Origin of the sequence: Rhodopseudomonas sp. BR0M22 (assembly GCF_010907035.1) — a bacterium.
GTDB lineage: Bacteria > Pseudomonadota > Alphaproteobacteria > Rhizobiales > Xanthobacteraceae > Rhodopseudomonas.
The window spans coordinates 1-24853 of sequence record NZ_QUMK01000040.1; the positions used below are offsets into that span (position 1 = coordinate 1).

The 24853-nt window shown below is 65.3% G+C and carries 23 protein-coding genes and 1 tRNA gene; 8 read left to right on the plus strand and 16 right to left on the minus strand.

The annotated features are described in order from the left end of the window. On the minus strand, positions 1 to 759 hold a 759-nt coding region (locus DY468_RS14220), incomplete at its 3' end, for a DUF2155 domain-containing protein (protein ID WP_164605460.1). A gap of 234 nt (positions 760 to 993) precedes the next feature. Here DY468_RS14220 and lipP1 point away from each other — a divergent pair. Further along, on the plus strand, positions 994 to 1938 hold the full coding sequence (lipP1, locus tag DY468_RS14225; protein WP_164605461.1) for a LipP1 family hormone-sensitive lipase: 945 nt from the start codon (positions 994 to 996) through the stop codon (positions 1936 to 1938). 107 nt (positions 1939 to 2045) lie between these two features. Beyond that, entirely contained in the window at positions 2046 to 3380 is a 1335-nt protein-coding gene (locus DY468_RS14230; protein ID WP_164605462.1) for an agarase, read from the plus strand. A 22-nt stretch (positions 3381 to 3402) separates the two neighbouring features. Here DY468_RS14230 and DY468_RS14235 read toward each other — a convergent pair whose 3' ends face one another. Beyond that, positions 3403 to 4341 carry a GlxA family transcriptional regulator gene (locus DY468_RS14235; protein WP_164605463.1) on the minus strand — a complete coding sequence of 313 codons (939 nt, stop codon included), beginning with the start codon at positions 4339 to 4341 and terminating at the stop codon, positions 3403 to 3405. 122 nt (positions 4342 to 4463) lie between these two features. On the opposite strand from DY468_RS14235, the gene DY468_RS14240 reads away from it, so the two are divergent. Continuing rightward, positions 4464 to 5168: a DJ-1/PfpI family protein gene (locus DY468_RS14240; protein ID WP_164605464.1), complete on the plus strand. Its 705-nt coding sequence runs from the start codon at positions 4464 to 4466 to the stop codon at positions 5166 to 5168. A gap of 23 nt (positions 5169 to 5191) precedes the next feature. Here DY468_RS14240 and DY468_RS14245 read toward each other — a convergent pair whose 3' ends face one another. After that, positions 5192 to 5602 (minus strand): NADH:ubiquinone oxidoreductase subunit NDUFA12, encoded by a 411-nt coding sequence (locus tag DY468_RS14245; RefSeq protein ID WP_164605465.1) that lies wholly within the window; start codon positions 5600 to 5602, stop codon positions 5192 to 5194. A 248-nt stretch (positions 5603 to 5850) separates the two neighbouring features. Here DY468_RS14245 and DY468_RS14250 point away from each other — a divergent pair, with 248 nt between their 5' ends. Then, positions 5851 to 6372 (plus strand): BA14K family protein, encoded by a 522-nt coding sequence (locus tag DY468_RS14250; protein WP_164605466.1) that lies wholly within the window; start codon positions 5851 to 5853, stop codon positions 6370 to 6372. A gap of 237 nt (positions 6373 to 6609) precedes the next feature. After that, the gene (locus tag DY468_RS14255; protein WP_164605467.1) at positions 6610 to 8841 is read left to right on the plus strand and encodes a lytic transglycosylase domain-containing protein; all 2232 of its coding nucleotides are present in this window, start codon (positions 6610 to 6612) and stop codon (positions 8839 to 8841) included. 269 nt (positions 8842 to 9110) lie between these two features. Here the strand turns inward: DY468_RS14255 and DY468_RS14260 are convergent, their stop codons facing one another. Further along, a complete protein-coding gene (locus DY468_RS14260) occupies positions 9111 to 10559 on the minus strand; it encodes a porin (RefSeq protein ID WP_164605468.1) in 1449 nt (482 codons plus the stop codon). 646 nt (positions 10560 to 11205) lie between these two features. Here DY468_RS14260 and DY468_RS14265 point away from each other — a divergent pair. Both DY468_RS14265 and DY468_RS14270 read left to right on the plus strand, forming a co-directional pair. Next, positions 11206 to 11299, plus strand: a tRNA-Ser gene (locus DY468_RS14265). 202 nt (positions 11300 to 11501) lie between these two features. After that, a complete protein-coding gene (locus DY468_RS14270; RefSeq protein ID WP_349644281.1) occupies positions 11502 to 11813 on the plus strand; it encodes a hypothetical protein in 312 nt (103 codons plus the stop codon). 80 nt (positions 11814 to 11893) lie between these two features. Here the strand turns inward: DY468_RS14270 and modB are convergent, their stop codons facing one another. After that, on the minus strand, positions 11894 to 12589 hold the full coding sequence (gene modB / locus DY468_RS14275) for a molybdate ABC transporter permease subunit (RefSeq protein WP_164605469.1): 696 nt from the start codon (positions 12587 to 12589) through the stop codon (positions 11894 to 11896). 5 nt (positions 12590 to 12594) lie between these two features. Further along, positions 12595 to 13287: a molybdate ABC transporter substrate-binding protein gene (gene modA / locus DY468_RS14280; protein ID WP_349644282.1), complete on the minus strand. Its 693-nt coding sequence runs from the start codon at positions 13285 to 13287 to the stop codon at positions 12595 to 12597. 135 nt (positions 13288 to 13422) lie between these two features. Between modA and DY468_RS14285 the strand changes: the two genes are divergently transcribed. After that, positions 13423 to 14367: an ABC transporter ATP-binding protein gene (locus DY468_RS14285; RefSeq protein ID WP_164605471.1), complete on the plus strand. Its 945-nt coding sequence runs from the start codon at positions 13423 to 13425 to the stop codon at positions 14365 to 14367. A gap of 305 nt (positions 14368 to 14672) precedes the next feature. On the opposite strand, the gene DY468_RS14290 is transcribed toward DY468_RS14285, so the two are convergent. The 10 genes from DY468_RS14290 to DY468_RS14335 all read right to left on the minus strand — a co-directional run bounded on the left by DY468_RS14290 (position 14673) and on the right by DY468_RS14335 (position 24782). Then, positions 14673 to 15434 carry an SDR family NAD(P)-dependent oxidoreductase gene (locus tag DY468_RS14290; RefSeq protein ID WP_164605472.1) on the minus strand — a complete coding sequence of 254 codons (762 nt, stop codon included), beginning with the start codon at positions 15432 to 15434 and terminating at the stop codon, positions 14673 to 14675. Between the two features lie 15 nt (positions 15435 to 15449). After that, the gene (locus DY468_RS14295; protein WP_164605473.1) at positions 15450 to 17189 is read right to left on the minus strand and encodes a nitrilase-related carbon-nitrogen hydrolase; all 1740 of its coding nucleotides are present in this window, start codon (positions 17187 to 17189) and stop codon (positions 15450 to 15452) included. 16 nt (positions 17190 to 17205) lie between these two features. Next, entirely contained in the window at positions 17206 to 18195 is a 990-nt protein-coding gene (locus DY468_RS14300) for an acetamidase/formamidase family protein (protein ID WP_164605474.1), read from the minus strand. A gap of 24 nt (positions 18196 to 18219) precedes the next feature. Beyond that, positions 18220 to 18933, minus strand: a complete 714-nt coding sequence (locus tag DY468_RS14305) for an ABC transporter ATP-binding protein (RefSeq protein WP_164605475.1) — start codon at positions 18931 to 18933, stop codon at positions 18220 to 18222. Further along, positions 18926 to 19648 (minus strand): ABC transporter ATP-binding protein, encoded by a 723-nt coding sequence (locus DY468_RS14310; protein WP_164605476.1) that lies wholly within the window; start codon positions 19646 to 19648, stop codon positions 18926 to 18928. Before DY468_RS14310 ends, DY468_RS14305 begins: the two co-directional genes overlap by 8 nt. Then, positions 19648 to 20712, minus strand: coding sequence for a branched-chain amino acid ABC transporter permease (locus DY468_RS14315; RefSeq protein ID WP_164605477.1), 1065 nt, complete (start codon positions 20710 to 20712; stop codon positions 19648 to 19650). The genes DY468_RS14310 and DY468_RS14315 overlap by 1 nt, the downstream gene beginning before the upstream one ends. Before the next feature lie 11 nt (positions 20713 to 20723). Continuing rightward, positions 20724 to 21596, minus strand: coding sequence for an ABC transporter permease subunit (locus tag DY468_RS14320; RefSeq protein ID WP_164605478.1), 873 nt, complete (start codon positions 21594 to 21596; stop codon positions 20724 to 20726). Positions 21597 to 21712: 116 nt separating this feature from the next. Beyond that, positions 21713 to 22951, minus strand: coding sequence for an urea ABC transporter substrate-binding protein (locus DY468_RS14325; RefSeq protein WP_164605479.1), 1239 nt, complete (start codon positions 22949 to 22951; stop codon positions 21713 to 21715). An 11-nt stretch (positions 22952 to 22962) separates the two neighbouring features. Beyond that, positions 22963 to 23628 (minus strand): ANTAR domain-containing response regulator, encoded by a 666-nt coding sequence (locus DY468_RS14330; RefSeq protein ID WP_164605480.1) that lies wholly within the window; start codon positions 23626 to 23628, stop codon positions 22963 to 22965. Continuing rightward, the gene (locus tag DY468_RS14335) at positions 23625 to 24782 is read right to left on the minus strand and encodes a transporter substrate-binding domain-containing protein (RefSeq protein ID WP_164605481.1); all 1158 of its coding nucleotides are present in this window, start codon (positions 24780 to 24782) and stop codon (positions 23625 to 23627) included. The genes DY468_RS14330 and DY468_RS14335 overlap by 4 nt, the downstream gene beginning before the upstream one ends. Positions 24783 to 24853: the final 71 nt, after the last annotated feature.

The window sequence follows — 24853 nt, forward strand, 5'->3', positions numbered from 1 at the left end:
GATCGGGTGTTCGACCGCGTGCAAGCCAGGACTCGCCGCGAACATCCAGCCCGAGAAGATCCGCTTCACCTCGCCCTGCAAGGTGATCTCGTCGACCTCGACGAAGGCGTCGGTGTTGGTCGCTTCGGTCGCCGGCCGGGTGTAGCAGGCATCGGTCTTCACCCGGAGCGCGCCGAACTGCACCGTCTCGCCGATGTCGGCATCGAAATTGATGGTGCGGCCGGTGATCTTGTCGAGGCCGGTGAAGCTGGCCTTCTTATTGACGATCTTCTGCGCCGGCGGCTCGGTGACGATCTCGTCGCCGGGCTGCAGCGTCGCCGGCGACGGCGGCGGATTGGTCTGCGGCGTGCCGCGCGGCTGGCGCTGCCCCGGCGGCAATCCCGGCAACGGATTGGCACCGGCAGGCGGCTCATTGGCAACGCCGGTGTTGGGCTGGCTGGGCGCGGCACCAGGCGGTGGGGTCTGAGGGATAATCGTCGTGCCGGGCGGCGGCGGCAGCGGCTGCGATTGCACCGGACCTGGCATCGCCGAACCCTGGATCGGGCGATTGGGCGCCGGCAGCACCCGCCCCTGCGGCGGCAGATCCGGCACCTCTTCCTCGTCGTCGTCGGCAGGCGCACCGCGCGGCACCATGCCCGGCGGCCGCGGCGGCGGATCGGAGAAGATGTTGCCGATCTGCGCCTGCGCCGGGGGCGCAAACGCGATCGAATGGGCGACGATCAACGCCGCAAGACCGACTAGGCTCAGGCTTCGGGACATTCCGCGCGGCTTCAATCGACGAATCAGGCTTGCGACATTCTACAGCTTCGGGCCGCTCGCATTGGTCTCCCGGTTAACACGGGGAATACGGCGGGGAAAGGGCGGGTCGGCAAAGGCCGCAGCCCCCTGCTGGCTATTGCGAGGAACTCCTGAGATATTGCTTTCAGGTACCTCCACGTCCCCTGGTGCCGCAAAAACAGCCCCGGCCCGAACCGGGAAGCCCGAGGAAATGCCATGCCCGCCAAACTCGATCCCGATGCCGCCGCCGTCTATCAGGCTTTCCAGGACGCCGGCCGTCCCGCCTACGAGACGCTGAGTGCAACCGAAGCCCGCGCCTACTACTCGGCGGCGCGGCTGGTCAGCAATCCGGAGCCGCCGGAGCTGGCGTCGGTCCAGTCGATCACCAGTCCCGGCCCGGCCGGCGATATCCCGGCCCGGCTCTACACCCCGACCAAGCTCCGCCAGGACGAGGGCCTGTCGCCGGCGCTGGTGTTTTTTCACGGCGGCGGCTGGGTGATCGGCGATCTCGAGACTCACGACGTCGTCTGCCGCGGCATCGCCCATGACGGCGAACTGCTGGTGATCTCGGTCGACTACCGGCTCGCGCCCGAGCACAAGTTTCCCGCCGCCGTCGACGACGCGATCGCGGCCACGCGCTGGATCGCCGACAACGCGCGGAAGCTCTGCATCGATCCAGAACAGCTCAGCGTCGGCGGCGACAGCGCCGGAGGCAACCTTGCGGCAGTCGTCGCGCTGCACGCCCGCGATCACGGCGGACCACAGCTTGCCGGTCAGGTGCTGATCTATCCGGCCACCGACTTTTCGATGCGGCATCCGTCGCACAGCGAGCCGGAGACCAGCGTGCTGTTGACGCATTCGGTGATCCGCTGGTTTCGCGACCACTATCTGAGCCGCGCGCAGGATGCCGACGATTGGCGCGCCTCGCCGGCGCGCGCCGAAACCCTTGCGGGCCTGCCGCCGGCCTTCGTCATCACAGCCGGTGCCGACCCGCTGCGCGACGAAGGCGACGAATACGCCCGCCGACTCGCCGATGCCGGCGTCCCGGTGCTGCACCGGACCTATCCGGGCCAATTCCATGGCTTCTTCACCATGGGCAAGCTGCTGCCGCAGGCCAACGTCGTTGTCAGCCAGATCGGCGATTGGCTGAAGGCGCTTTAGCCGCAGCCTGGCATTGACCGGCGTCAACGAGACGTCGGTCCCGCCGTCCGAGGATTTGCCCGGTCAACAGGGAGCAGCGGCGTGCGAGCGCCGATCGTCGCGACGGAATGTCTGAACTTGAACGCACGCGCTGGGGCGGCCTCGCCGATCGCAAGGCCGACGCCACCGGTTTCTTCCGCGTCGAACAGATCGACGGGAGGTGGTGGTTTGTCGATCCTGACGGCGGACGGTTTCTGTCCAAGGGCGTGGTCTCGGTGCAGTTCGACCACGACAATGTTCAGGGCACGGATCGCCGGCCTTATCGGGAAGCCTGCACCCGCAAATACGGCAGCCGCCAAGGGTGGCGGCGCGCCGCGGCGGACCGCCTCGCCTCCTGGGGCTTCAACACGCTCGGCGCATGGTCGGAGCCCGAGATCGCAAGCGCCGGCGCGGTCCCCCTCGCCTCCGCCGCCGGCGTCGTCTATCTCGCCACCGCCTTCGGCGAGAAGCGCGGCGGCTGGCCGCTGTGCGACATCTTCGATCCGGAATTCGAACAGTTTGCCCGCGCGCATGCGCGCGAGGTCTGCGCGCCGCAACGCGACGATCCGCATGTGCTCGGCTGGTTCACCGACAACGAACTGCCGTGGGGACCTGACTGGCGCGGCGAAAACGAACTGCTGCCGACGATCCTGCGCGCCACCACGGCACCGTTCTCGCGGCGCGCTGCGCTGGCGCTGCTGAACAGCCGCTACGACAGCGTCGACCAATTCAACGCTGCGTGGCAATGCACGCTGTCATCGTGGGACGATCTTGTTGCCGCACCGCTGCAGCCACCGCCGTTCAGCCGCAATTTCTTCGCCAATGATCGGGCGCAGGAGCACGATCCGGCTGCGCGCGATTACTTCGCCGATTGCGACGCTTTCGCCGGCCTGCTGGCCGAGCGCTATTTATCAGTCAGCGCCGCCGCGATCCGCGCCGCCGCGCCGCATCATCTGGTGCTCGGCGGACGTTTCGCTTACCTCCCGCCACGCGATGTGGTCGCGGCGGCCGGACGCTTCTGCGACGTTCTCAGCATCAATTGTTACGATCCGTTGCCGGATGCGGTGATAGAAGGCTATGCCGCGACCGGGAGGCCGTGTCTGATCAGCGAATATTCGTTCCGGGGCGACGATGCCGGGCTGCCGAACACCCGCGGTGCCGGCCCGCGGATGCCGACCCAGCGCGAGCGCGCCGCAGGCTTCACCCGCTACACGACAGCCGCACTGCGCCATCCGACGCTCGTCGGTTATCATTGGTTCGTGCATGCCGATCAGCCGGCACAAGGCCGCTGGGACGGCGAAGATTCCAACTACGGCATCGTCACGATCGACGACGAGATCTATCCCGAGCTGACGCAGGCGATGACGGCGCTGAACGCGGACGCTGAGCGCATTCATGCGGACGCCACTGGCGTGCAAGCCTGACGGACGACGACAGCAGCGACCGTCATGCCGCCTTGGCGGCCCGGCGCAGCGCTTGGGGCGGATGGCCGAAAGCGCGGATGAAGGCGCGGCGCATCCGCTCCGGATCGCCGAACCCCGTCGCCTGCGCAACCAACTCGATCGCTTCGCCGGACGCCTGCACCCGGCTACGCGCCACTTCGAGCCGCAGCCGCTCGACCGCCTTCGACGGCGTGGTGCCGGTCTCATCCCGGAACGCGCGGGCGAAATGCCGTGTGCTCATCCCCGACTGCTCGGCCAATTGCTCGACGGTCAGCGGCGTATCGAGATGCTCGCGCATCCACGACAGCAAGGCAGCGAACCGCCCCGACGGCTCCTGCAGCTCGACCAGCGATGAAAACTGCGACTGCCCGCCGGCACGGCGCTGCGCAACGACCAACTGCCGAGCCACATCGCGCGCGATCGCATCGGAGTAATCTTCCGCGATGATCGCCAATGCCAGATCGATGCCGGCGCTGATCCCGGCCGACGTCCAGACCTCGCCGTCGCGCACGAAGATCCGGTCGGGCTCCAGCCGGACTTGTGGATAGCGCAGACGGAAGTCGCGGCTGCGGCCCCAATGCGTCGTGGCGCGCTTGCCGTCGAGCAGACCGGTCTCGGCCAGCACATACGCGCCAGAGCAGACACTGGCGATCCGGCACCCCCGCCTCGCAGCCGCCCGCAGAAAGGCTTGGGTCCGCGCGCACTGCGCCGCCGCGCGAACGCCTTCACCGCCGGCGACGATCAGCGTCCGCATCTCCCGATCGTGGCGCAGGCCGCGGGCCAGCAGTTCGGCTCCGGAGGAACTCCGCACCGGCCCCGCCTGCACAGCCATCAGTCTGATCGCTGGCGGCATCCGCGCGTGACGCGCGGCGATCTCGAACGCCGCGATCGGACCTGCTGCATCGAGCAGTTGGAAGTCGGGATAAATCAGAACGCCGATCATCACAGGCCTCTCGGCATTGTCCTAAAACGAGGGAAATACGCCATTTCGGACAAAACACGATCATGCCAGGCTGTTCTCGTCAAGCGCAGCACGCGTAAGGCTCCAGCAACAAGGAGATCGCCATGACCACCACGACCATCGGACTGCTGCTGTTTCCGAAGCTCACCCAGCTCGACCTCACCGGACCGCTGCAGGTGTTCTCGCGGCTGCCGGACACCAAGGTGTATCTCGTCGCCAAGACGATGGCCCCGGTCACCAGCGACACCGCGCTGATGCTGCCGCCGACGATCGACTTTGCCGGCTGTCCGCAACTCGATGTGATCTGCGTTCCCGGCGGCTCCGGCACCGACGATCTCGTCAACGACGAGGAGACTCTCGGCTTCCTCCGCCGCCAAGCGGAGCACGCGCTCTATCTCACCTCCGTCTGCACCGGCGCCCTGGTGCTCGGCGCGGCGGGTCTGCTACGCGGCTATCGGGCCACCACGCATTGGTCGGCGATCGAGGATCTGGCGGCATTCGGGGCGACCCCGGACCGGTCGCGGGTCTGCATCGACCGCAACCGCATCAGCGGCGGCGGCGTCACTGCGGGAATCGATTTTGCGCTGACGCTGGCCGAGATCCTCGCCGACCGCAGCACCGCTCAGGCGATTCAGCTCATGCTGGAATACAACCCTGCCCCGCCGTTCGACGCCGGATCACCCGACAGGGCACCGGAAGAGGTCGTGTCGATGTTGAAGCAGCGCATGCAGGGCGCGCGTCGAATTCGCGTCGATGCGGTCAAACGCGCCGCCGATCGACTGGCGCGCGCTTCAGGGTCTACAGTCTGATCGGAGCGCCGGACGGGGACGCCTCAGGCGCCCGGAGTCCAGGGCTGATAGTCGCCGGTCGCCTTCGGGCGGCGGCCGGTCGACAGAGTCGAACCGCTCGGCCGATGCGCCAACGGCGTGCCGGTGAGATTCGGCAGGTGCGGCTTCATCCACTCCCGCGGCGTATAGCTTTCCTCGGTCGGGGGCACGTCGACGACATTGTGCAGCCAGCCATGCCACTCCGGCGGCACCCGGCTGGATTCGGCGTAGCCATTGTACAGCACCCAGCGCCGCTCGAAGCCGAGGTCGGGATCGATCTTGCCACCCTTGGTGCGGAAATAGCGGTTACCCTGATCGTCGGTGCCGACCAGCTCGCCAAACCGCCAGGTCCAAAGCTGGGTGCCGAACGTAAAGCCGTTCCACCAGGTAAAAATCCGCAGCAAAAACAGTTTCATCTGGCGCATCCTCGGCGGCGACAACAGTTTCCCTGATGCCACCGGTAGGCCTTCTTGTCCAGCCGTTGCGAACGCCTGCGAACAACCGTCGGTGCCGGTTCCGCAAAATCACCTTATTTTATTCAGTCTCCATACAGTCGAGTGGGACGAGCTTGCGCTCACGGGCGACGGCACGGGAACGACGGCGATCCAACTGGGTTGAAATCGCGAACGGGCGTCCCGAGCAAGTCCCGTCGATGGAGTCGATGATGTTGAATCTGAAAACCTTGAGTGCCGTGGCCGCGATGGCCATCGCCCTACCCCTCGCCACCACCCCGAGCTTCGCCCAGGGCCCCGCCGTTGCGGGCCACGGCGGCGGCGGTCCGGCGTTCGGTGGAGGCGGCATCAGCCGCGGCGGCCTGGCCGGAGCAGCGATCGCGCACGGCGCTCCGGTTGGCCCGCGCGTCGCCGGAGGCGGCTGGCAAGGCGGCGGCGGATGGCACGGGGGTGGTGGCCGGCCTTGGAACGGCGGCGGCTGGCACGGTCACCGCTGGGGCGGCGGCGGCTACTGGCCGGGCTACGCTGTCGGCGGCGTTTGGGGGGCGCCCTACTCTTATGGCTACTACGGCGACCCTTACTATTACGGCGACTACGACGAGCCGACGACGACGGTCACCGTTGTTCCCGACGACAGCAACAGCGACGCTTATTGCCGACAGCGCTTCAAGTCCTACGATCCCGCGTCCGGAACCTATCTCGGCTACGACGGCCTGCGGCACCCCTGCCCGTAAAGGCTCAATCCAACAGGTTTCGTGGGCGGCGCCGTTATCGGCGCCGCTTTCGTTTGGCACGGTGGAAACCTGCGGCGATCGGACTCACCCAGCATTGATTGTTTCGCCGTGCTTTCGCCCCCAAATCGCTGCAAGTGAAGCGAGTTCGCGCGCCGTAGCCGCTTTTGGCGCGCCTTAACTTCTGTCGGCGATGCTGCAAGAATCGCCGAATCGCTCCCACAGGGAGGCCGCAGCGCTTTGCATCGCTCATCTTCATCACGACGCATGCCACACTTCAGTGCGGCGCTGAAGGCATCGACAGCGATGCTCGCGCTCAGCCTGGGCTGTGCGGGACTGATCGAGGCCGCTAACGCGGCTTCGAAGGTTCCGCTGCCGAAGCCGAGACCGGTCGCGCGTAGCGCGCCGAAGGCCGCGGCGCAGTCGCTTCCGGTTCCCGACCCTCGCCCATCGACAAAGCTCGCCGTGACCAGCCCCGCCGCAGCGGTCGAACCGATGCGGCAGCGACCTCCCGCAGCGACGCTGCACAAGCCGGCGAAGCGTTCGGCTGTAGCAGCGACCGCATCGACCTCCGCGGCTGATGCTGGCGCGCTGGGGAACGTGATCGAGCTGGTCCGCAAGCAAAAGCCGGGCGACGCCACCGAGGTCGCCAACACCATCACGGATCCGGTGGCGCGCAAGCTCGCCGAATGGTTGATCCTGCGCAGCGAGAACAACGGCGCCAGCGTCGAACGATACGCGGCCTTCATCCGAGCCAATCCGAGCTGGCCTTCGCAGAGCTTTCTCCGCCGGCGCGCCGAAGCAGCGCTGTGGGACGACCGGCGCGACGATGCGACCGTGCTCTCGTTCTTCGAGGACGAACGTCCTTCGACCGGCAAGGGCAAGCTGGCTCTGGCGCGCGCCGTTTTGGCTCGCGGCGACCGGCGCACGGCCGAGCAATTGGTAACCGATGCCTGGCGCAACGACACGATGTCGGAGGCCACCGAAACCACCGCGATGGAGCTGTTCGGCCCGCTGATCACGGCGAGCGACCAGAAAGCGCGGATGGACTCGTTCCTTTACGGCAGCGACCTCGGTCCAGCGCTGCGTGCCGCCAAACGCTTGGGAAGCGCACAGCTCGCACTCGCTCGGGCGCGAATTGCCGTCGACAAGAAGGCGTCGAACGCCAAGTCCCTGCTCGCGGATGTCCCGGACGAATTGCACCGCGACCCAGGCTATCTGTTCAGCAAGATTCAGTTACTTCGACGCGACGACAAGATCGCCGAAGCCGGCCGCCTGATGCTGACGGTGCCGCGCGATCCGAACCGGCTGCACAATGTCGACGAATGGTGGATCGAGCGCCGCCTGGTGGCGCGCAAGCTGATCGATATCGGCGATTATCGCCTCGCCTATTTGGTCGCGCGCGACGCGGCGACGCCGACCAGGGGCGTCTACAAGACCGAGCACGAATTCACCGCGGGTTGGATTGCGCTGCGGTTTCTGGGCGATCCGCGAACTGCCGCACAGCACTTCGCCCGTCTCGGTCGCGACACCACGAACCCCACCGCTCTGGCACGCGCCGGCTATTGGCAAGGCCGCGCGGCGGAGGCTGCCGGCAACATTCAAGAGGCCCGCAACGCCTACTCGGCGTCGGCGGCGCACTCCACCAGCTATTATGGCCAGTTGTCTCGCGCGAAGCTCGGATTGCCGCAACTCGACCTCAACGGTCCTCCGTCGGGCCATGGTCGCAACGTCGACCGGCTCGAGATCGTCCGCGCGGTGAACTTGCTGTACGCGATCGACGAAGGCGACGTGGCGATTCCGATCTTTGCCGACGTCGGCGAGAACGGCGATGTCGACGCTCTGATCGGTCTCAGCGAAGCTGCCGCGCGTCATAACGACGCTCGCGCCATGCTCCTGGTCGGCAAGGCGGCTCTCAATCGCGGTCTGCCGTTCGATCATTACGCCTATCCGGTGATCGGCATTCCGCAATTCAGGTCGGTGGGGCCGGAAGTCGAGCGGGCGATCGTGTACGCCATCGCGCGACAGGAAAGCGGCTTCAATCCGTCCGTCGTCTCTCCGGCCAAGGCTTACGGCCTGATGCAGGTGACCCCTGACGCCGGCAAGTACGTCTGCCGCCGTCACGGCTGCACCTTCGATGTCCAACGCCTGAGGTCGGACTCGGTCTACAACGCGGCACTGGGCGCCGCCGAGCTCGGCGGCCTGATCGACGATTACCGCGGCTCCTACATCATGACTTTCGCCGGCTACAACGCCGGGCGCGGCAGCGTGCGCAAATGGGTGGAGCGCTACGGCGACCCTCGCGATCCGAAAGTCGACGCCGTCGATTGGGTCGAGCTGATTCCGTTCTCGGAAACCCGCAACTACGTGCAGCGGATCATGGAAAATCTGCAGGTGTATCGCGCCCGTTTCGGCGGCGGTCAGAGGCTGCAGATCGAAGCCGACCTCCGCCGCGGCGCCAGCGTCGAATAGCGCGCCCGCCTTCTCGGCCAAACCTGATCGGCCACTTTCCGTCTGACGCTGCTCGCGTAGCGGCGCGGTCGAATCAGCGCGCCTCGAGGGTCGCGCCTCGATCGGCACCTTCGCTGGTCGCAGCGACGCCGCTGAGCCTCTCAGACTCGAAATTATCGTTCGATGTTGCGCAGTCCGGTCTGGCAGACGCGACGCAGACTACCCCTCAACGAAAAACCCCGGCGGTTGCCCGCCGGGGTTCGTCAGATTCTCGCGTCGAGAAGCGAGGATCAGAAGTTGCGCTGAACGCGGAGGTTGCCGCTCCAGACGCCCTGATCCTTGAACTCGTAGAACGCGGCCGGCTTGGTGGCCGAAGCGGTCAGCGGCAGCACGCCCGACGAGGCCTGATCGAGGTAGGTGTACATCACTTCGCCCGACAGGGTCAGCCCCTTGACCGGAGTCCAGCGGGTGACGGTACCGATCTGAGAGATCGCGAAGTCCGGGTTGCAGGTGAAGCCGGCCACGTTGGCGCCCAGACCGCTGCAGATCAGACCGGTCGCGGTGCCGTTGTAGTCCAGCTTGGTGTACGACCCGAACAGCGAGGTCGACCAGTAGGGGTTCCAGTTGTGGTTGAATGCACCACGGACGCCCCAGGCAGTGGTCTTCTCGATGCCGGTGCCGTTCAGGTTGCTGGTGCCGGCGAACACGCCGTCAGCCGCAACACCGAAGGCAACGCTCTGGTAGGTGCCCGGCACCGAGTTGTTGCCGTAGATCGCGAACGAGTTCGGGCTCACGCCGCCCAGCACGTAACGGGTCGCGCCGTTCGAGTAGGTGGCCGTGAAGTTGATGCTGTCGCCGGGGCCGGTCGGCAGGTTCTTGAGCGAGATGGCGCCCTGCACCGCGTAGCCCCAAGTGTCGCTCGGGTGGCCCGAGGTCTCGAGAGCGGTGTTGTAGTAGCTGGCGCGAACCTGATGCGCGGCGGCCGACACCTGGAACAGACCCCAGGCCTGATCGACGCGAACCTTGCCGACGATATCGGGAACGTCCACGCCGGCGTAGGAATTGGTGCCGTAGGCCAGGAAGTTCGCACCCGTCGAGGTGTTGTACAGACCCGACTGCAGGTAGGACGACGGATCTTCGAGCGAGATCGAGGCCGACACGCCGTTGCCGAATTCCGCGGTGTACGACACCTGGTTGATGCCGGTGACATCGTCGTAGCCGCCGATCAGGAACGAGGTGTTGTTGCCCGGATAACCGGTCCAGGGCGTATCGAACTGCGACACCGCCTTACCGAAGGTGAAGCCGGCGAACTGAACGAACGCGTAGTACACACCGAGCGCGCCGCCAGCGACGCCGTCACCCGAGGTCCAGTTGAAGGTCGCATCGAAGAAGGTGCGAACCACGCCGTACTCGGTCGCGGTGCGCGTATCGATGTTCAGATCCTGGCGCGAACGGAAGATGAAGTTGTTCGCATTGCGGTTCATCTGGCCGGCAGCGCCGTTCCAGGCCGGGGCGTTGTAGGCGGTCGAACCGTACAGCGTCGCGTCGGCGCGCAGATAGCCGCCGAGCTTGATGCAGGTGTCGGTGCCCGGGATGTAGTAGAAGCCGGCGCCATAGATCGAGCAGACCTTCACGTATTCGACCGCCTTGGCCTTCAACGGGAGATCGGCCGCCTGCGCGCCGCTGACGGCGAGAAGAGCCGCCGCTGAGCCGAGGAACAGGCCCTTAACGATGTTCATGTAAACCTCCAAGTTGCTCTGTCGGGAAGGTTCCGGTCCGCAAAGTGCAAGCACCCGCCGTGGTCCCTTAATCCCAGAAACCCGCCTAGCCGCTTCGCGCCTTTGGACACACCCGCTGAACGCGAGGGACTTAAGCGAACCACCTATTACGGGGCGACCTCGGGATGCCCCCCTCCGTCGCAGCACGACAATTACCTAACAGTGATGCACACGCAACAACGGAGCCATGCTGCAGCCCCGTTTTCAAAAATGTGTTGCACAAATAGCACTCAGCCCTCAGCCCGACCCAACCTAAAACATTGTTTTAGAAAGATATTTTAGATCTGCGCGAGAAGCTGATGGCGCACTGCAACACGGGCAGCGAGGGGATGGCGGCCTTCTGGAACCTCAAAATAGACCTCGCGAGCGGCCTCTTTCTGAGAATCGATTCCTCTACCTCGGGCGAATCCGATCACCTTCGAGAGCAGTCCGTCGCGCTGCTTTGACGCCAGCAGGGCCGGCTCGGCGCACGCCGGCCCGCCTCGAGAGAAACGGCGGCCGCCTGGTCACAATTTCAAGTTTTCTCGTGCACAGACCCAAAGGTCGCGGTGCAATCCATGCAATCCTGCTTGCGAGCAGCGACCGTGTCGGGCATATCGAGCGCACCGGAGACGTGGCCGAGTGGCTGAAGGCGGCGGTTTGCTAAACCGTTATAGGGTTGTAAAGCCCTATCGAGGGTTCGAATCCCTCCGTCTCCGCCACCTTAAGCCCTTCAAATTCCAAACAGAATTCAGCACCAGCGTGACGTCACCACATTTCGCCTGATCGTAAGCCGAATTCGGCGGACAGCAGGTTCGATTCGCGCGAATCTGCCGAGCGCTTCGCAGAACACCGCACATGGCGCATCGCCGCGCCGGCAGCTCATATCAAAAGATACGAACCCCACCTCGGGGCGGGCCTAGGGTGACGAACCGCGTTCCACTGTCGGAACAGCAGTACCGTCAGAAGCCGTGCCGAAAGCGTCAGGTGCCGGTTCGATTCATCGGAGGTCCCTTGCCCTACAGAGCCTTTCTCGCCCGTATCCGCCAGTTTTTCGATGGCCCAGACGAGCACCTCGACCTGATCGCATCAGGCCTGGCCGGCGGCGCGCTGAGGCAGCCCGCGATGCCGATGACCGATCAGGAATTGGCCGAGGCGATTCGCGAATTCCAGAAAGCGCCGCCTTCAGAGGATTCGTTGAAGAAGCTCGGCGCCAAACTCACGCGGAAACAATAGAGGCTGCTCGGGCCGGCTCGGTACGTTCGAGCCGATCGCACGGGCCGCCTGCCGTCACATCGGCCGCGAATCTGAAGTGCTCAAGTTGGAGCCGGTTGCGCTCCCCTCCGCAGCAAAGCGAATACGACCAGCGAGACCATTCCAAGCACCGCCGAGAGCACCGCGGCGCGGCCATATTCGCCGTTGAACACGGCGTTGTAGACCTCCAGTGAAATTGTGTTGGTCTTGCCGACGATGTTGCCGCCGAGCATCAAAGTGATGCCGACTTCGCCGAGCGACCGCGCGGTCCCGAGCACCAGGCCTGCGACCATCGCTCCGCGGATGTTGGGCAGAATGACGAACAGGAACGTCTCGAGTTCGTTGCGGCCCAGCGTCCGCGACGCTTCGCCGAGACTGCGAGACACGTTGGCGATTGCCGCCTCGATCGGCTTCACCACCAGCGGCAGACCGGCGATCACCGACGCCAGCAGCACACCCTCGACCGAGAACACGAAGCTGAAGCCGAAGCCGGCGTCGAGCCAATGCCCGACCGGACTGCGACGGCCGAGCAGCAGCAGCAGAAAGAAGCCGAGCGCGATCGGCGGGAACACCAGAGGAATCGTGACCAGCGCATCGAGTAGAGTGCGGCCCGGCCAGGAGCGCTGCGCCAGCGCCCAGCCGAGCAAGGTGCCGAGCACGACGTGCAGCATCAGCGTCGCCGCCGCGATCTTAAGTGACAGCAGCGCGGGCGCGATCAGCGCCGGATCTTGCAGCGCCTCGATCGCAGCGGCCAGCATATGGCTTACAGCCCGTGGCGCTGCAGAATGGTGCGGGCCTGCTCGGTGCCGAGAAATCGCACGAAGCCGTCGGCAGCCTTCGCGGCCGCCCCCCTCACCCCGCAGACGATCTCGGCCGGATCGTACAGCTTGCTGTCGACCTCGACGTAGCCGCCGATGTTGCCGGCGGCGCCGATCGCGTCGGTGGCATTGATGAAGCCGGCATCGACTTCGCCGCTGGCGACATAGCTGGTGACCTGCGGCACGGTGGCGACGGGGACGAGCCGCGCGTCGATGGTCGGAGCCAAACCGCTTCGTTCGAGAAACTGCCGGCCGGCCTTGCCGTAGACCGCGCTGGCCTGATCCGGGATTCCGATCCGCTTGAACTCAGCGCCCGCGAGGTCTTCGGGCTTCGACAGCGTCAGCCCCTTGCGATAGGCGATCACCAACCGTCCCATGCCCAGCGGCGCGATCTGCGAAAAACCAAAGTCCTTGGCCTTGTCCAGCACCGCTCTGTCGCCGCAGACCAACGCGATCTGATCGCTTTCGCGCGCCTGGGCCAGCACCTGGCCCATATGGCCGTACACTTGCAGCAGTTTGTCGCCCGACAGCTTCTCATAGGCGGCCGCCAGTTCGGCGATCGGCCGCCGATACCCGGCGCCCGCGGCCAGCGTCGTCTCCTCGGCACCCGCCGGCGCGACACACGACAGCAACGCCACGCCTATCACCGCAGATCTCACAGACCACGTCATTGCAATCCCCTGCCCCTTGGATTCGCTCGCCGAGGTCTGGCTAGCAGAGCGGCGCATCGTTGTATATTTCACTATATAACGATCCCGGCTGGTGGTGAGGCAATGGACTGCGGAGTCGACCACATCGAGCTACGCGTGCGGATGCCGCTTTCCGGAACGGCAGGACCGTTCTGGCTCAATGTCGATCTGGCGATCGCAGCCGGTTCGCTGCTGGCAATCGCCGGCCCTTCGGGCGCCGGCAAAACCACCCTGCTCCGTACCACCGCCGGATTGACGCGGCCAACGGAATGCCGGATCCGGGTCGGCGCAGAACTGTGGTGCGATAGCGCCGCGCGGGTTCACTGGCCGACGCGCAAGCGGTCGATCGGTCTGGTGTTTCAGGATTACGCGCTGTTTCCCAACATGACGGTGCGGGGCAATGTGGAATACGCGATCGGATCGCGCAGCCGCGGACCGGAGGTCGACGAACTGCTCGATCTGGTCGCGCTCGACCGTCTCGCTGACGCTTTTCCGGGCCGCCTGTCCGGGGGCCAGAAGCAGCGACTGGCCCTGATCCGGGCGCTGGCGCGGCGGCCGTCGCTGCTGATGCTCGACGAGCCGCTGTCGGCGCTTGATCCGGCGATGCGACGCAAGCTGCAGGACGATCTGCTGCGGCTGCATCGCCGCTTCGGCACCACCACGCTACTGGTCAGCCACGACCCATCCGAGATCCTCCGCCTCGCCGACCGCGTGATCCGGCTCGAACACGGCCGGGTGACGTTTGACGGATCGCCGACAGAGTGGATGGCCAGCGCAGCCGACAACGATCCGTTGATCGTCACCGGCATCTATCTCGGCGCGTGCGACGCCGGCGATGGCCACTTTGTGCTGATCGACGGCCGCAGACAGCGGCTACAACTGTCGGACGCCACCGACTTGGCTATCGGTGAGCCGGTAACGTTGCGGATCGACGGAGCCGTGGTGCAGCGAGCGGCACCGAAACATGGCGAGCACCTCAACTGTCGGACGGCTTCGGCGGTTGCTGCGGCGGCACTTCCTCGCATTTGACCACGATCTGAAAAACGCCACCGCATTGCGGGCACGAATAGTCGCGAAGCTCGTAACCCTCGACCAGCGGACGCGCGCGCAGCAACTCGATCGCCGATCGGCAGATCGCGCAATTGCTCCCGTTACTGTGCACCGCGTCCCCCATCCCCCGGAACCGCGGCTGTATAGCCTGTTCTGCGGGCCGCGTTGCAACTGATCAGTACGCGGTCCGCAGTTATTTCGTCGTCATGCCCCAATGGTGGTATTAGATAACAGCATCATTCCATGGTGCAGAAATCGGCCTACCACTTTCGATGTATCAGTGATTAGAACTGCACCCCGCGGGTGAGCGCGCCGTCGACCACGACGTTGGTCCCGGTGACGAAGCTGGCGGCACGGCTGGCGAGAAACACCACCGCGTTCGCCATCTCCTGCGGCGTCCCCATCCGGCCGGTCGGGTTGAGCGCGAGCGCGGTGTTGTAGAGGTCGGGGTTGCCGTTCTTGATCTGCTCCCACACCCCACCTTCGAAATACGTATTGCCGGGCGAGACGGTGTTGGCGCGGATTCCCTTGCCTGCGAGCTGATACGCAAGTCCCTGGGTGTAATGAATGATCGCCGCCTTGAAGGTGCCGTAGGGCCCGGCCGCGAAATCGATCTCACGGCCCGAGACGCTGGAGACGGTGACGATCGCCGGCTGCTGACTCTGTTCGAGGTACGGCATCGCGGCATCGACCAGCCGCACGGTGCCCATCATGTCGGTGGCAAAGCCCTTCGCCCAGCTCTCCTCGTCCGAGCCGATCGCCAGCGCACTGACATTGGCGACCACGACGTCGATGCCGCCGAGCTTGGCCGCCATGTCGGCGACCCATGCTTTCAACCCAGGCCCATCGGACACATCCACGGCGCCGCCGAATGCCGACACGCCAGTCGCCTTCAGCGCCGCCACCGCACTGTCGACCTCGGCCGCATTGCGTGCGCAGAGGCCGACATGTGCACCTTCCGCCGCGAAGGTCTCGGCGACGGCGCGCCCGATCCCCTTGGTGCCACCGGTGACCAGTACTTTGGCGCCCTTCAATCCCAGATCCATGCTTGCTCCCCTCGGTTAGTAGTTTCCGGCCACCGCCCGCACCAGCGGCCGATAGCTGTGCGGCATCCGCATCGACACCAAGTCCTTTCGCCGCACCACGTTGGTTGGATACACGCTGTCGAGATTGGAGGTGTCGATCGTCGCGGTGGCGCCCCCCTCCTCGCTCCCGATCAGAGCCTCGCGGCGCGGAAACTCGAACGTATCAGGCCCGAACACCCCGCTCAGTCCGGGATAGCCACGCCCGGCATCGGCGACGTTAGCAAAAGCAAAGAATACATTGTTCTCGCCGGCGCGGACGCGGAAGTGATGCCAATGATACGGGTCGGCGCCGGTCGGAATCGGCGCCGGCTGCTTGACGCTCGTGCCCGCATGCGGCGTGCTGAAGCGGGTCGTGATCGCAGCCGGGCACGCGATGATGTCGCAGCCTCGCAGCGCCAGCACACGCCCGGCTTCCGGAAACATTGCATCGTGGCCGATCAGAAGGCCGACGCGACCGAGCGGCGTGTCGACGACGACGAAGCCGTCTCCCGCCGTGGCCCAGCTCCGCTCGTCTTCGGTCAGGTGCGTCTTGCGATACGTCGTGATGCCGCCGTCCGGCGCGATCAGCACGGCGCTGTTGTGCAATCGCTCGCCGTCTCGCTCGGCAAGACCGCAGACCAGATATAACGACAGTTCACCAGCCAGCGCCACGAGCCGGTCGATGGCTGGACTCGGCACCGCCACTGCACTGCGTGCCGATTCGTCGAGCCCGGTGAGGCTCAATTCGGGAAACACCACCATTTCGGTGCCGTCGGCCTTCGCCTTCCGCGCCAACACCTCGATCCGATCGAGATTGCCAGCGACGTCGTCGGTCGGTGCAAACTGCGCGGCGGTGAGCTTGGAGCGTTTGCCCTTCGGCCAGGCCTCGTGGCCGTAAAGCCCGAAGAAGTCGCAGGGATTCCAACTGAAGGTGTCGGTGAGCAATTCCGGATACAACTCCGGGCGCCGCTGCCGGAACACCGCCTCGCCTCCGATCCGCCGCGCGCGCGCGGCTTCGAGGTCGATGTCGGCGAATGCGACGCCGTCGCCGCCGTCGATCACCGTGGCAAGGCTGCCGTCCGGCGCGATCACGCAGCTCCCGCCGGAGAACTGCACTGTGCGCTCCAGCCCCCAGCGATTACTCTCGATCACGTAGCAGGAATTCTCGAAGGCGCGGCTGATCCAGTACGGCGCCGGCGTGCGCTCGGCCAGCCAGTTCGAGATGTGGCAGATGATGTCGGCGCCGCCGAGCGCCATCAGCCGGGCGGTCTCGACGAAATGGATGTCCATGCAGATCAACAGCGAAATCCGACCGATCGGGGTGTCGAACACCTGATTGTGCAAATCGCCCGCCGCCGACCATTTCGGCTCGGAGATATAAGGATGCGTCTTGCGATGCCGTCCGATCAATCCCTCCGGGCCGATCAGGACGGCGGAATTATAATAGATGCCGTCCTCATCGACTTCCGGAAGGCCGACGACGATGTAACAATCGTGCTTACGCGCCAGTTCGGCGAACCGCGCCGTGGTCGTCCCCGGGATCGGCTCGACGAACGGCGCCACTTCGGCGCGGTCGTACCAGCAATAGCCGGTGGTGCCCATCTCCGGGGTGACGATCAGTTTGGCGCCTCCCACCGCCGCCTCCTCGCAAAGCTCGAGCAGGCGCGCGATGTTGCGCTCCTTCTCGGCCATGATCGGCTCGAACTGGACGGTAGCGACCTTCAGCAGTTGCGACATCGCCGTCGCTCCCCCTTTAAACCAGGAACGACTTCTTGATCGACGCCCCGAGCGTGTACTTCGGATCGACCATGTTGCCGAGCCGAACACGGCCGGCCTGCGTCAACAGCATATAGGCGTCGATCTCGTCGAAGCCGTAGTCCGCCGCCATCCAGCGGCACAGCTCGCGATAGGCGATGCGGGCGGCATCCTCCATCGGCCGCGCCGAGCCGATCGTCATGATGAAATCCTTGGTCTCGAGCCGCGGCCAATGGATCGGCCACCCCTTGATCAGATCGATCTGCACCGTGGTCACGGTCGGATGCTCGATCGCGACGCCGCAGAGTTCGCCGTCGCCCTGCGCGGCGTGGCAATCGCCGAGATACAGCAGCGCGCCCGCGGTGTTCACCGGCAGATAGATGATGGCGCCGACGCCGACATCCGGAAGGTCCATGTTGCCGCCGTAATAGTCCGGAACCAGCGACGAGATCGCCTCGATCTCCGGCGAGGTGCCGATCGTGCCGATGAACGGCTCATAGGGCAGCGTGATCTTGTCGTTCCATTTGGTGCCGTGCTCGGCGGTGATCTCGAGCTTCTTGACACGCTCCGGCAGCGGCGCGTTCAGCAGCGCGGTGTTGCCGGTGCCGACCAGGCCGCCGAACTCCGGCATCACCACGGTGGTGCCGCGCGGCTGCGGCCCGCGCGGAACGATGCTCTCGATGTACACGGCGAGCGTGTCGCCCTTCTCGGCGCCATTGACCCAGATCGGACCGTTCTGCGGATTGAGGAACGGGAAGTTGAGGATCTTAGACGGGATGTCGGTCTCCGACTTGATCGCGCCTTCGAACGCGTCGTGGGTTTCGGCCGCCACCACCGCACCGGGGTCGACCGTCAGCACCTTGTCGAAATACGGCCCGTAGACGTAGTGATACTTGCCCTGCTCCGCCTCTGTAATGGTGTGGCTCTTGCCGCGCACGCCCTTGGCAACGCCCTTGCGCGCCATGATCGATTCAGTCTGCCAAGCCATGTTGGTCTCCTTTGTTGATTTCAGTCACACCGCGAGGTGGCGGCGCATTTCGGCCTCGTCGTCGAGCGCGGCGCGGTCGAGGTTGGCGACGATCCGGCCCTTGTCCATGACGTAGCAGCGCTGCGCCATCGCCCGGATCATGTCGAGATTCTGCTCCACCAGAATGATGGTCACGCCGGTCTTGGCGTTGAGCGCGACCATGTCGCGGGCAATGTCCTGCACGATGTTGGGCTGGATGCCTTCGGACGGCTCGTCGAGCAGGATCAGCTCGGGATCCGCGACAAGCACGCGCCCGATCGCGAGCTGCTGCTGCTGACCGCCGGACATGGTGCCGGCGCGCTGGCTCCAGCGCTCGCCGAGGATCGGAAACGTCTCGACCACCTCGCGCCGCTGCTGTTCGGTCAGCCGCCCCTTGATAGACGCCCCGACCGCGATGTTCTCGCCGACGCTGAGGCGCGGAAACACGTCGCGCCCCTGCGGGACGTAGCCAATGCCGAGACGCGCCCGCTTGAACGCCGGCAGATGTTCGACCGGATCGCCGCGGAAAACGATCGAACCGTCCATCGTCGGGATCAGTCCAATCAGGCTCTTCATCAGAGTCGATTTGCCGACGCCGTTGCGGCCGATCACCGCGATGATCTCCCCCTCGCGGACTTCGATCTCGAGGCCCTGCAAGACTGGCTTTCCGCCATAGCCGGCACGCAGCCCCACGGTGTTGAGGATGACTTCCTTACGCATGGTGATGAGCCTGCCCGAGATAGATCGCCGCGACCCGCTCGTCGGCGACGATGTCGTCTATCGAGCCTTGCGCAAACACCTGACCGAGATGCAGCACGGTGACGCGCTGCGCGACCTGACGGACGAACGCCATGTCGTGTTCGATCGCCAGCACCGTCATGCCTTCGGCATTCAGCCGCTTGACCATCTCGCCGGTCTGGAACGTCTCTTCCGGCGACATCCCGGCGGTCGGTTCGTCGAGCAGCAGCATCCGCGGCCTCAGACTGGTCGCCATGCCGATCTCCAGCCACTGCTTCTGGCCGTGGCTGAGATTGCCGGCGGTCTGCTTCTGCTCGGCTTCGAGGCCGAGGAACGCCAACAATCGATCAATCTCGCGATCGAGCTCGGCGCCGTGCCGCGTCCGTTGCAGCGCGATCTCGAGATTCTGCCGGACCGACAAGCCCTTGAACACGCCGGGCACCTGGAATTTGACCGAGAGTCCACGCGCGATCCGCGCGAACGACTTCAAGGTGGTGATGTCCTCGCCGGCGAAGAAGATCTCGCCGGAGCCCGGCGCGTATTCACCCAGGATCAGTCGGAACAGCGTGCTCTTGCCGGCGCCGTTCGGACCGATCAGGCAGTGAATTTCTCCGGTCTCGAACGACAGGTTCACCTGATTGGTGACGTGCAGCCCGCCGAAATGCTTGTTCAGGCCTCGGAGTTGCAACAGCGCCATCAGTTCCGTCCTCCCTTGGCGCGGGCGACGAGCCGGCCGATCACGTTCATCGCGCCGAGCACCAATCCGTTCGGCGCGATCAGCACGGTCAGCACCAGCAGAAGACCCATCACCACCAGCGCATACTGGCTGCCGTAGATCGTCAGTGCCTGGAAACCGGCGAGTACCACCAGCGTTCCGACCAGCGTCGAGGTCAGATCGCTGCGGCCCCCGACCGCGACCCAGATCAGCGGCAGCGCCGCCGACGTCATGCCCATGCTCGACGGGGTGATGTACTGGCCCCAGGCGGTGTAGAGCACGCCCGACAGGCCGGCGAGCCCGGCGCCGATCACGAAGTTGATGAGCTGATACTTGCGGATGTCGTAGCCGAGCATCTCGGCGCGTTCCGGATTCTCCCGGATCGCCACGATGACGTTGCCGAACGAGGAGTTCACCAGGATGCGCAAGCCCAGATAGACCACCACCACCAGCGCCAGGATCAGATAGTAAAGCCCGACATCGGCGAACAGCACGATCGGCCCATCGAACCATGGGATGGTGATCGGCGGCATCCCGCTCATGCCGTTGAAGCCGTTCAGCCGGGCCGCGCCGATCCGCCAGTCCGGACCTGCGGTCTGCGCCATGAACCGTTCCAGCATCAGGGTCACGGCGAGCGTGACGATGCCGAGAAACACGCCTTCGATCCGGCCGAAGAACATGAAGTAGCCGAGCAGCAGCGCCACCACCGCGGCGATTGCAACCGCCGCAAGCACCGCGACGAGCGTGAAGCCGTAGGCGGCACCGAAATTCAGCGTCAGGATGCCATAGCTGTAGCCGGCGATGCCGAAGAACGCGGTCTGGCCGAACGACAGTGCGCCGCCATAGCCCCAGATCAGGCACAGGCTGAGCGCGATGAACACCCAGACGAAGAAGTACGCGGTGTTGCCGACAGTGTAGCCGTCGCTGAACATCGGGTATGCGATCGCACCGATCAGCGCCACCATGAACACCGACCAGAACAGCAGGCCGCGGCCTTTGGTCTGCGGGCCCTCGAGCCGGCGAAACAGAGAGATCAAACCGTTCACGCTCGCCTCCCTCAGGTCCGTTCGCGCAGCAGGAAGCCGGAGATGCCCTTTGGCAGCACCCGGACTACGATGATCACGGCGACCAGCAGGCCGATCTGACCGAACAACTGGCCCTGCCACGAGGTCATCACCGACTTCACCACCGCAAGGACCGCAGCAGCCGGCGCGGTGCCGAGGAAGACGTCGGCGCCGCCGATCACCACGGTGACGAACGCTTCCATCAGGAACGTCGCGCCCATCGTGGGAACCAGCGTCATGGTCGGCGCATAAAGCCCGCCGGCGAGCCCGGCGAGGCCGGCACCGCAGGCGAAGGTCAGGCTGTAGATCCAGCGGGTGTCGACGCCGAGCGCATCCGCCATATGCGGCACCTGGATCGTGGCGCGCGCCTTGACGCCGAACGAGGTCCAATTGAACAGCGCGTACAGTGATCCGAGCACGCCGAGCGCAGCCAGGAACAACACGATCCGGTAGATCGAGTATGAATAGGCGCCGACCTGAAAGCTGCCGAACGGCGTGCCGACGCCGGCCATCGTCGAGCCGATCACGATCAGCGTGCCTTGGGTCGCAATCAGGCTGAGGCCCCAGGTCGCCACGATGGTGTCGAGCGGGCGTTCGTACAGATGCCGCACCACCACGAACTCGACCAGCATGCCGACCACCGCAGAGACCAGCGCCCCGGCCAGAATGGCGAGCGGCAGCGGCAATCCGGCATGCACGGCGGTGGCGGTGACATATGCGCCGCACATGATGAACTCGCCGTGGGCGAGATTGATGACGCCCATCATGCCGAAGATGACGGCGAGCCCGCAGGCCGACAGCACCAGGAAGGCGAAGGCGTCGGCGAATTGATACAGCGCCGCGAAGGCGAAGGTAGCGATGTCCATCTGACGTCCAGCAAGGTGGGCGTGGAAGGCCGCGGCTCCGGCGGCCCGACGAAAGTCCGTTGGAGGAAGAGCAGCCGCTCCGGCGCGTCAGGGTGCGCCGGAGCGGTCCGCCGCACTTACTTGGGCGGCGGGTTCGACGGCGTGTATTGCGCCATCGGATCCTTCTTGGTCAGGTCGCAGCCGGCATCGCCCAGCCAATACGGCTTGATGTCCGGCCAGACCTTCGGGAAGTCGATCGAGTGATCGGCATTGACGTGCGCCAGATAGATGGTGTGCGACATGTGCTGGCTCTTCGGATCGATGCAGACCTTGCCTTCCGGCGCATCCATGCAGACGTCACCCTGCGCGATCACCTTGCGGATATCGTCGCGCTTGGTCGACTTCGCCCGCTCCACCATCTGCTTGTACAGATACACCGCGAGGTAGGAGTTCTCGGCTTCCTGATTGATGTACGGCTCGTTCGGGAACTTGGCCTTGAACTTGGCGACGAATTCCTTGCTCTTGGGGCTGTCGATTTCCTCGATGTAGTTGGTGGTGACGTACATGTCCTTCAGGCTCGGCGGCTTGAAGCGCTTGTGCTCGTAGCCCTGGCCGACGTTGACGGACGAGGCCATCGGCAGGTTGACGTTGGCGGAGGCCGCCTGCTCGTAGTAGGACGCCTGCGCGGTGCCGACCAGCAGCGTCACGATGAAGTCCGGCTTGGCTTTCTGGATGTTCTGAATGCTCTGCGAGAACTGCGACACGCCGAGCGGGATGAACTCCTCGCCGACCATTTCGCCGCCGTTCTGCTTGACGATGTTGCGCACCCATTCGGCCGAGATCTGGCCGAAATTGTAGTCCGCGGCCAGCGTGTAGACCTTCTTGCCGTACTTCTCCATCATCCAGGGGATCAGCGTGGAGAACTGCTGCTCGGGAACGGCACCGGTGACGATCATGTGGCCGTCGCAGACGCCACCTTCGTACTGGTTGTTGTAGAACGCGAAGCCGTTGAGCTGATCGACGATCGGCCGATAGGCTTCACGCGAAGCCGACGAGAAGCCGGCGAACACCGCATCGGCCTTGTCCTTCTGCAGCACGCGCCGCATGAATTCCTGGTAGCGGGTGTTGTCGGACTGGGTATCGTAGACCACCAATTCGAGCGGCCTGCCCATGATGCCGCCGGCCTTGTTGATTTCGTCTGCAGCGAGCTGGATGGCGTGAACCTTGCCGATCGTCGCCACCGCGAAATCGCCCGACTGATCCTCGAGCACGCCGAGCTTGATCGGCTTCTCTGCGGCGAGCGCCACCCCTGAAGCGAGGACGAGCGTCCCCGTGAGGACTGCGGCATGCAGTCCCCGTAACACAGTTCCAGTCATGTTGCTGTCTCCTACATCGCTCGTTTGTCGCCACGGTGCAGCGGCGGGTCGCCGGTGTGGCCAGTCGAATCGGGCGGACTCGCCCGTCGGCTCAGCAGATCCTCGCAATAGCTCTCCAGGCTCTGCCTCACGCGCATGCTCTCCCGGCGGATCTGGTCGTAAGCGCCGTCCTCGTCGAGGCCGCTGTCCCGCATCCGCTGGACCACGGCGCGCAGCACGGCACGGCGGCCGCGACGGCGCTCCTCGAGCGTCTGCAGGCGCTCCTGCATCCCGCCGCGCAGGAGAAACTGATTGATGCCCATGAACAGCGCCGAGTACACGGCGCCGCCGTGCACCGGCTTGCGCAGAAACGCGGTAGCGCCGAGATTGACCAGCGCCTTCAACCGGCTCGGCGCTTCGACGCCGACCAGCCCGATCACCGGCACCGGCGGCAGATGCGACAGCGGATTGAGTTCGATCGTCAGCACGCCGTCGAGATCGCCGTCGACGAACAGCATGTCGCGGTCCGGCTGCAGCGACGCCATATCAAGCTGAGCACGGCCGTCGACGATCTGCAGCGCCTCGCAACTGACGCCGAGCTTGGCGAGCGTCGGCTCCAGAGCGCCTTCCCTGCCCGTTCGCTCCATCACTAGGAGCGCTCGGCCGCCTTTGAAGTTCTGAACCGGTCGAAAGGTCATGACTTCACCAGCCTCAACAATGGAGAACGCATCGCGGCTGCGAACCGCGGCGAGGTTTGCACCAGATAGGGATCGGGCGCGATCGGCTCGGGGGCTTCGAGCAGCACTTCGAATTGGCCGGCGGCCGTCGACCGGCCGATCCGCGGCGTCAGCCAGGCGTGGTAGGTCTGCGGATCGATCCGCACTTCGCCTTGCGGAGCGATCAGGCGCTGGTCGGCGACGGCCGCGCGTACTGCGGCGGCCTCGTCGGTGCCGGCCTGCTGCAGAGCGGCGGCGAGCAGCTTGACCGCGATGTAACACGCTTCCGCATCCGCCGAGGGCGGCGGCGCGTCCGGAAACTGCGCTGCGTAGGCGCGGATGAAGGCGCCGTTCACCGGTCCGGCGAGCGAGGCGAAATACACGCTCGACGACAGGTGACCGTCCACCGCCTCGGCGCCGATCTCGGCGAGCTCAGGCTCCGCCAGCGTGCAGCTCGCCACCGGAATCTCGGCGGCCTGATCGATGCCGCGGGCACGGCATGCAGCGCGAAACGTGCGGAAGAACGCATAAGCGCTGGTGCCGATCAGATTGTTGAAGACGAAATCCGGCCGCTGCTCCAGGATCGCCGCAACCACGCGATCGAAGTCGGTGTCGCCGATCGGCAGATAGCGCTCGGCCAGCACGGAGCCGCCGCGGGCGATCAGCGCCTCACGGAAGATCCGGTTGTTCTCCCACGCCCAGATGTAGTTCGAACCGATGCAGAACGCGCGCTTGCCGTGCTTGGCGGCGAGATAATCGACCAGAGGCAGCACATGCTGGTTCGGCGACGCGCCGGTATAGACGACGTTGTCGGAGCTTTCGAAGCCCTCATAGTGCGACGGATACCACAGCAGCCCGTCGTGCTTCTCGAAGCACGGAATCACTTCCTTTCGGCTCGACGATGTGTAGCAACCGACCACCTGCCGGGCGCCGGAGGCCAGCAGGTCGTGAGCCAGCGCGCGATACTGCGACAGGTCGCCGCCCGGATTGACGATGACGGGCTCGATCTCCGGTCCGCTTCCGCTCGCTGCAACCTCGCTGAGCCCGAGCATTGCGCCGTTGAGCATGGTGCGGCCGACCGCTCCGTAGGAGCCGGTCGTAGAGAACATCACACCGATGCGCAGCCGCTTCGTCATGCCCGTGTCCAAAAACAAAAAACGCCCATCGGCTGTCGAGCCGAGGGCGCTTTCGCCACCAACCAAACGCG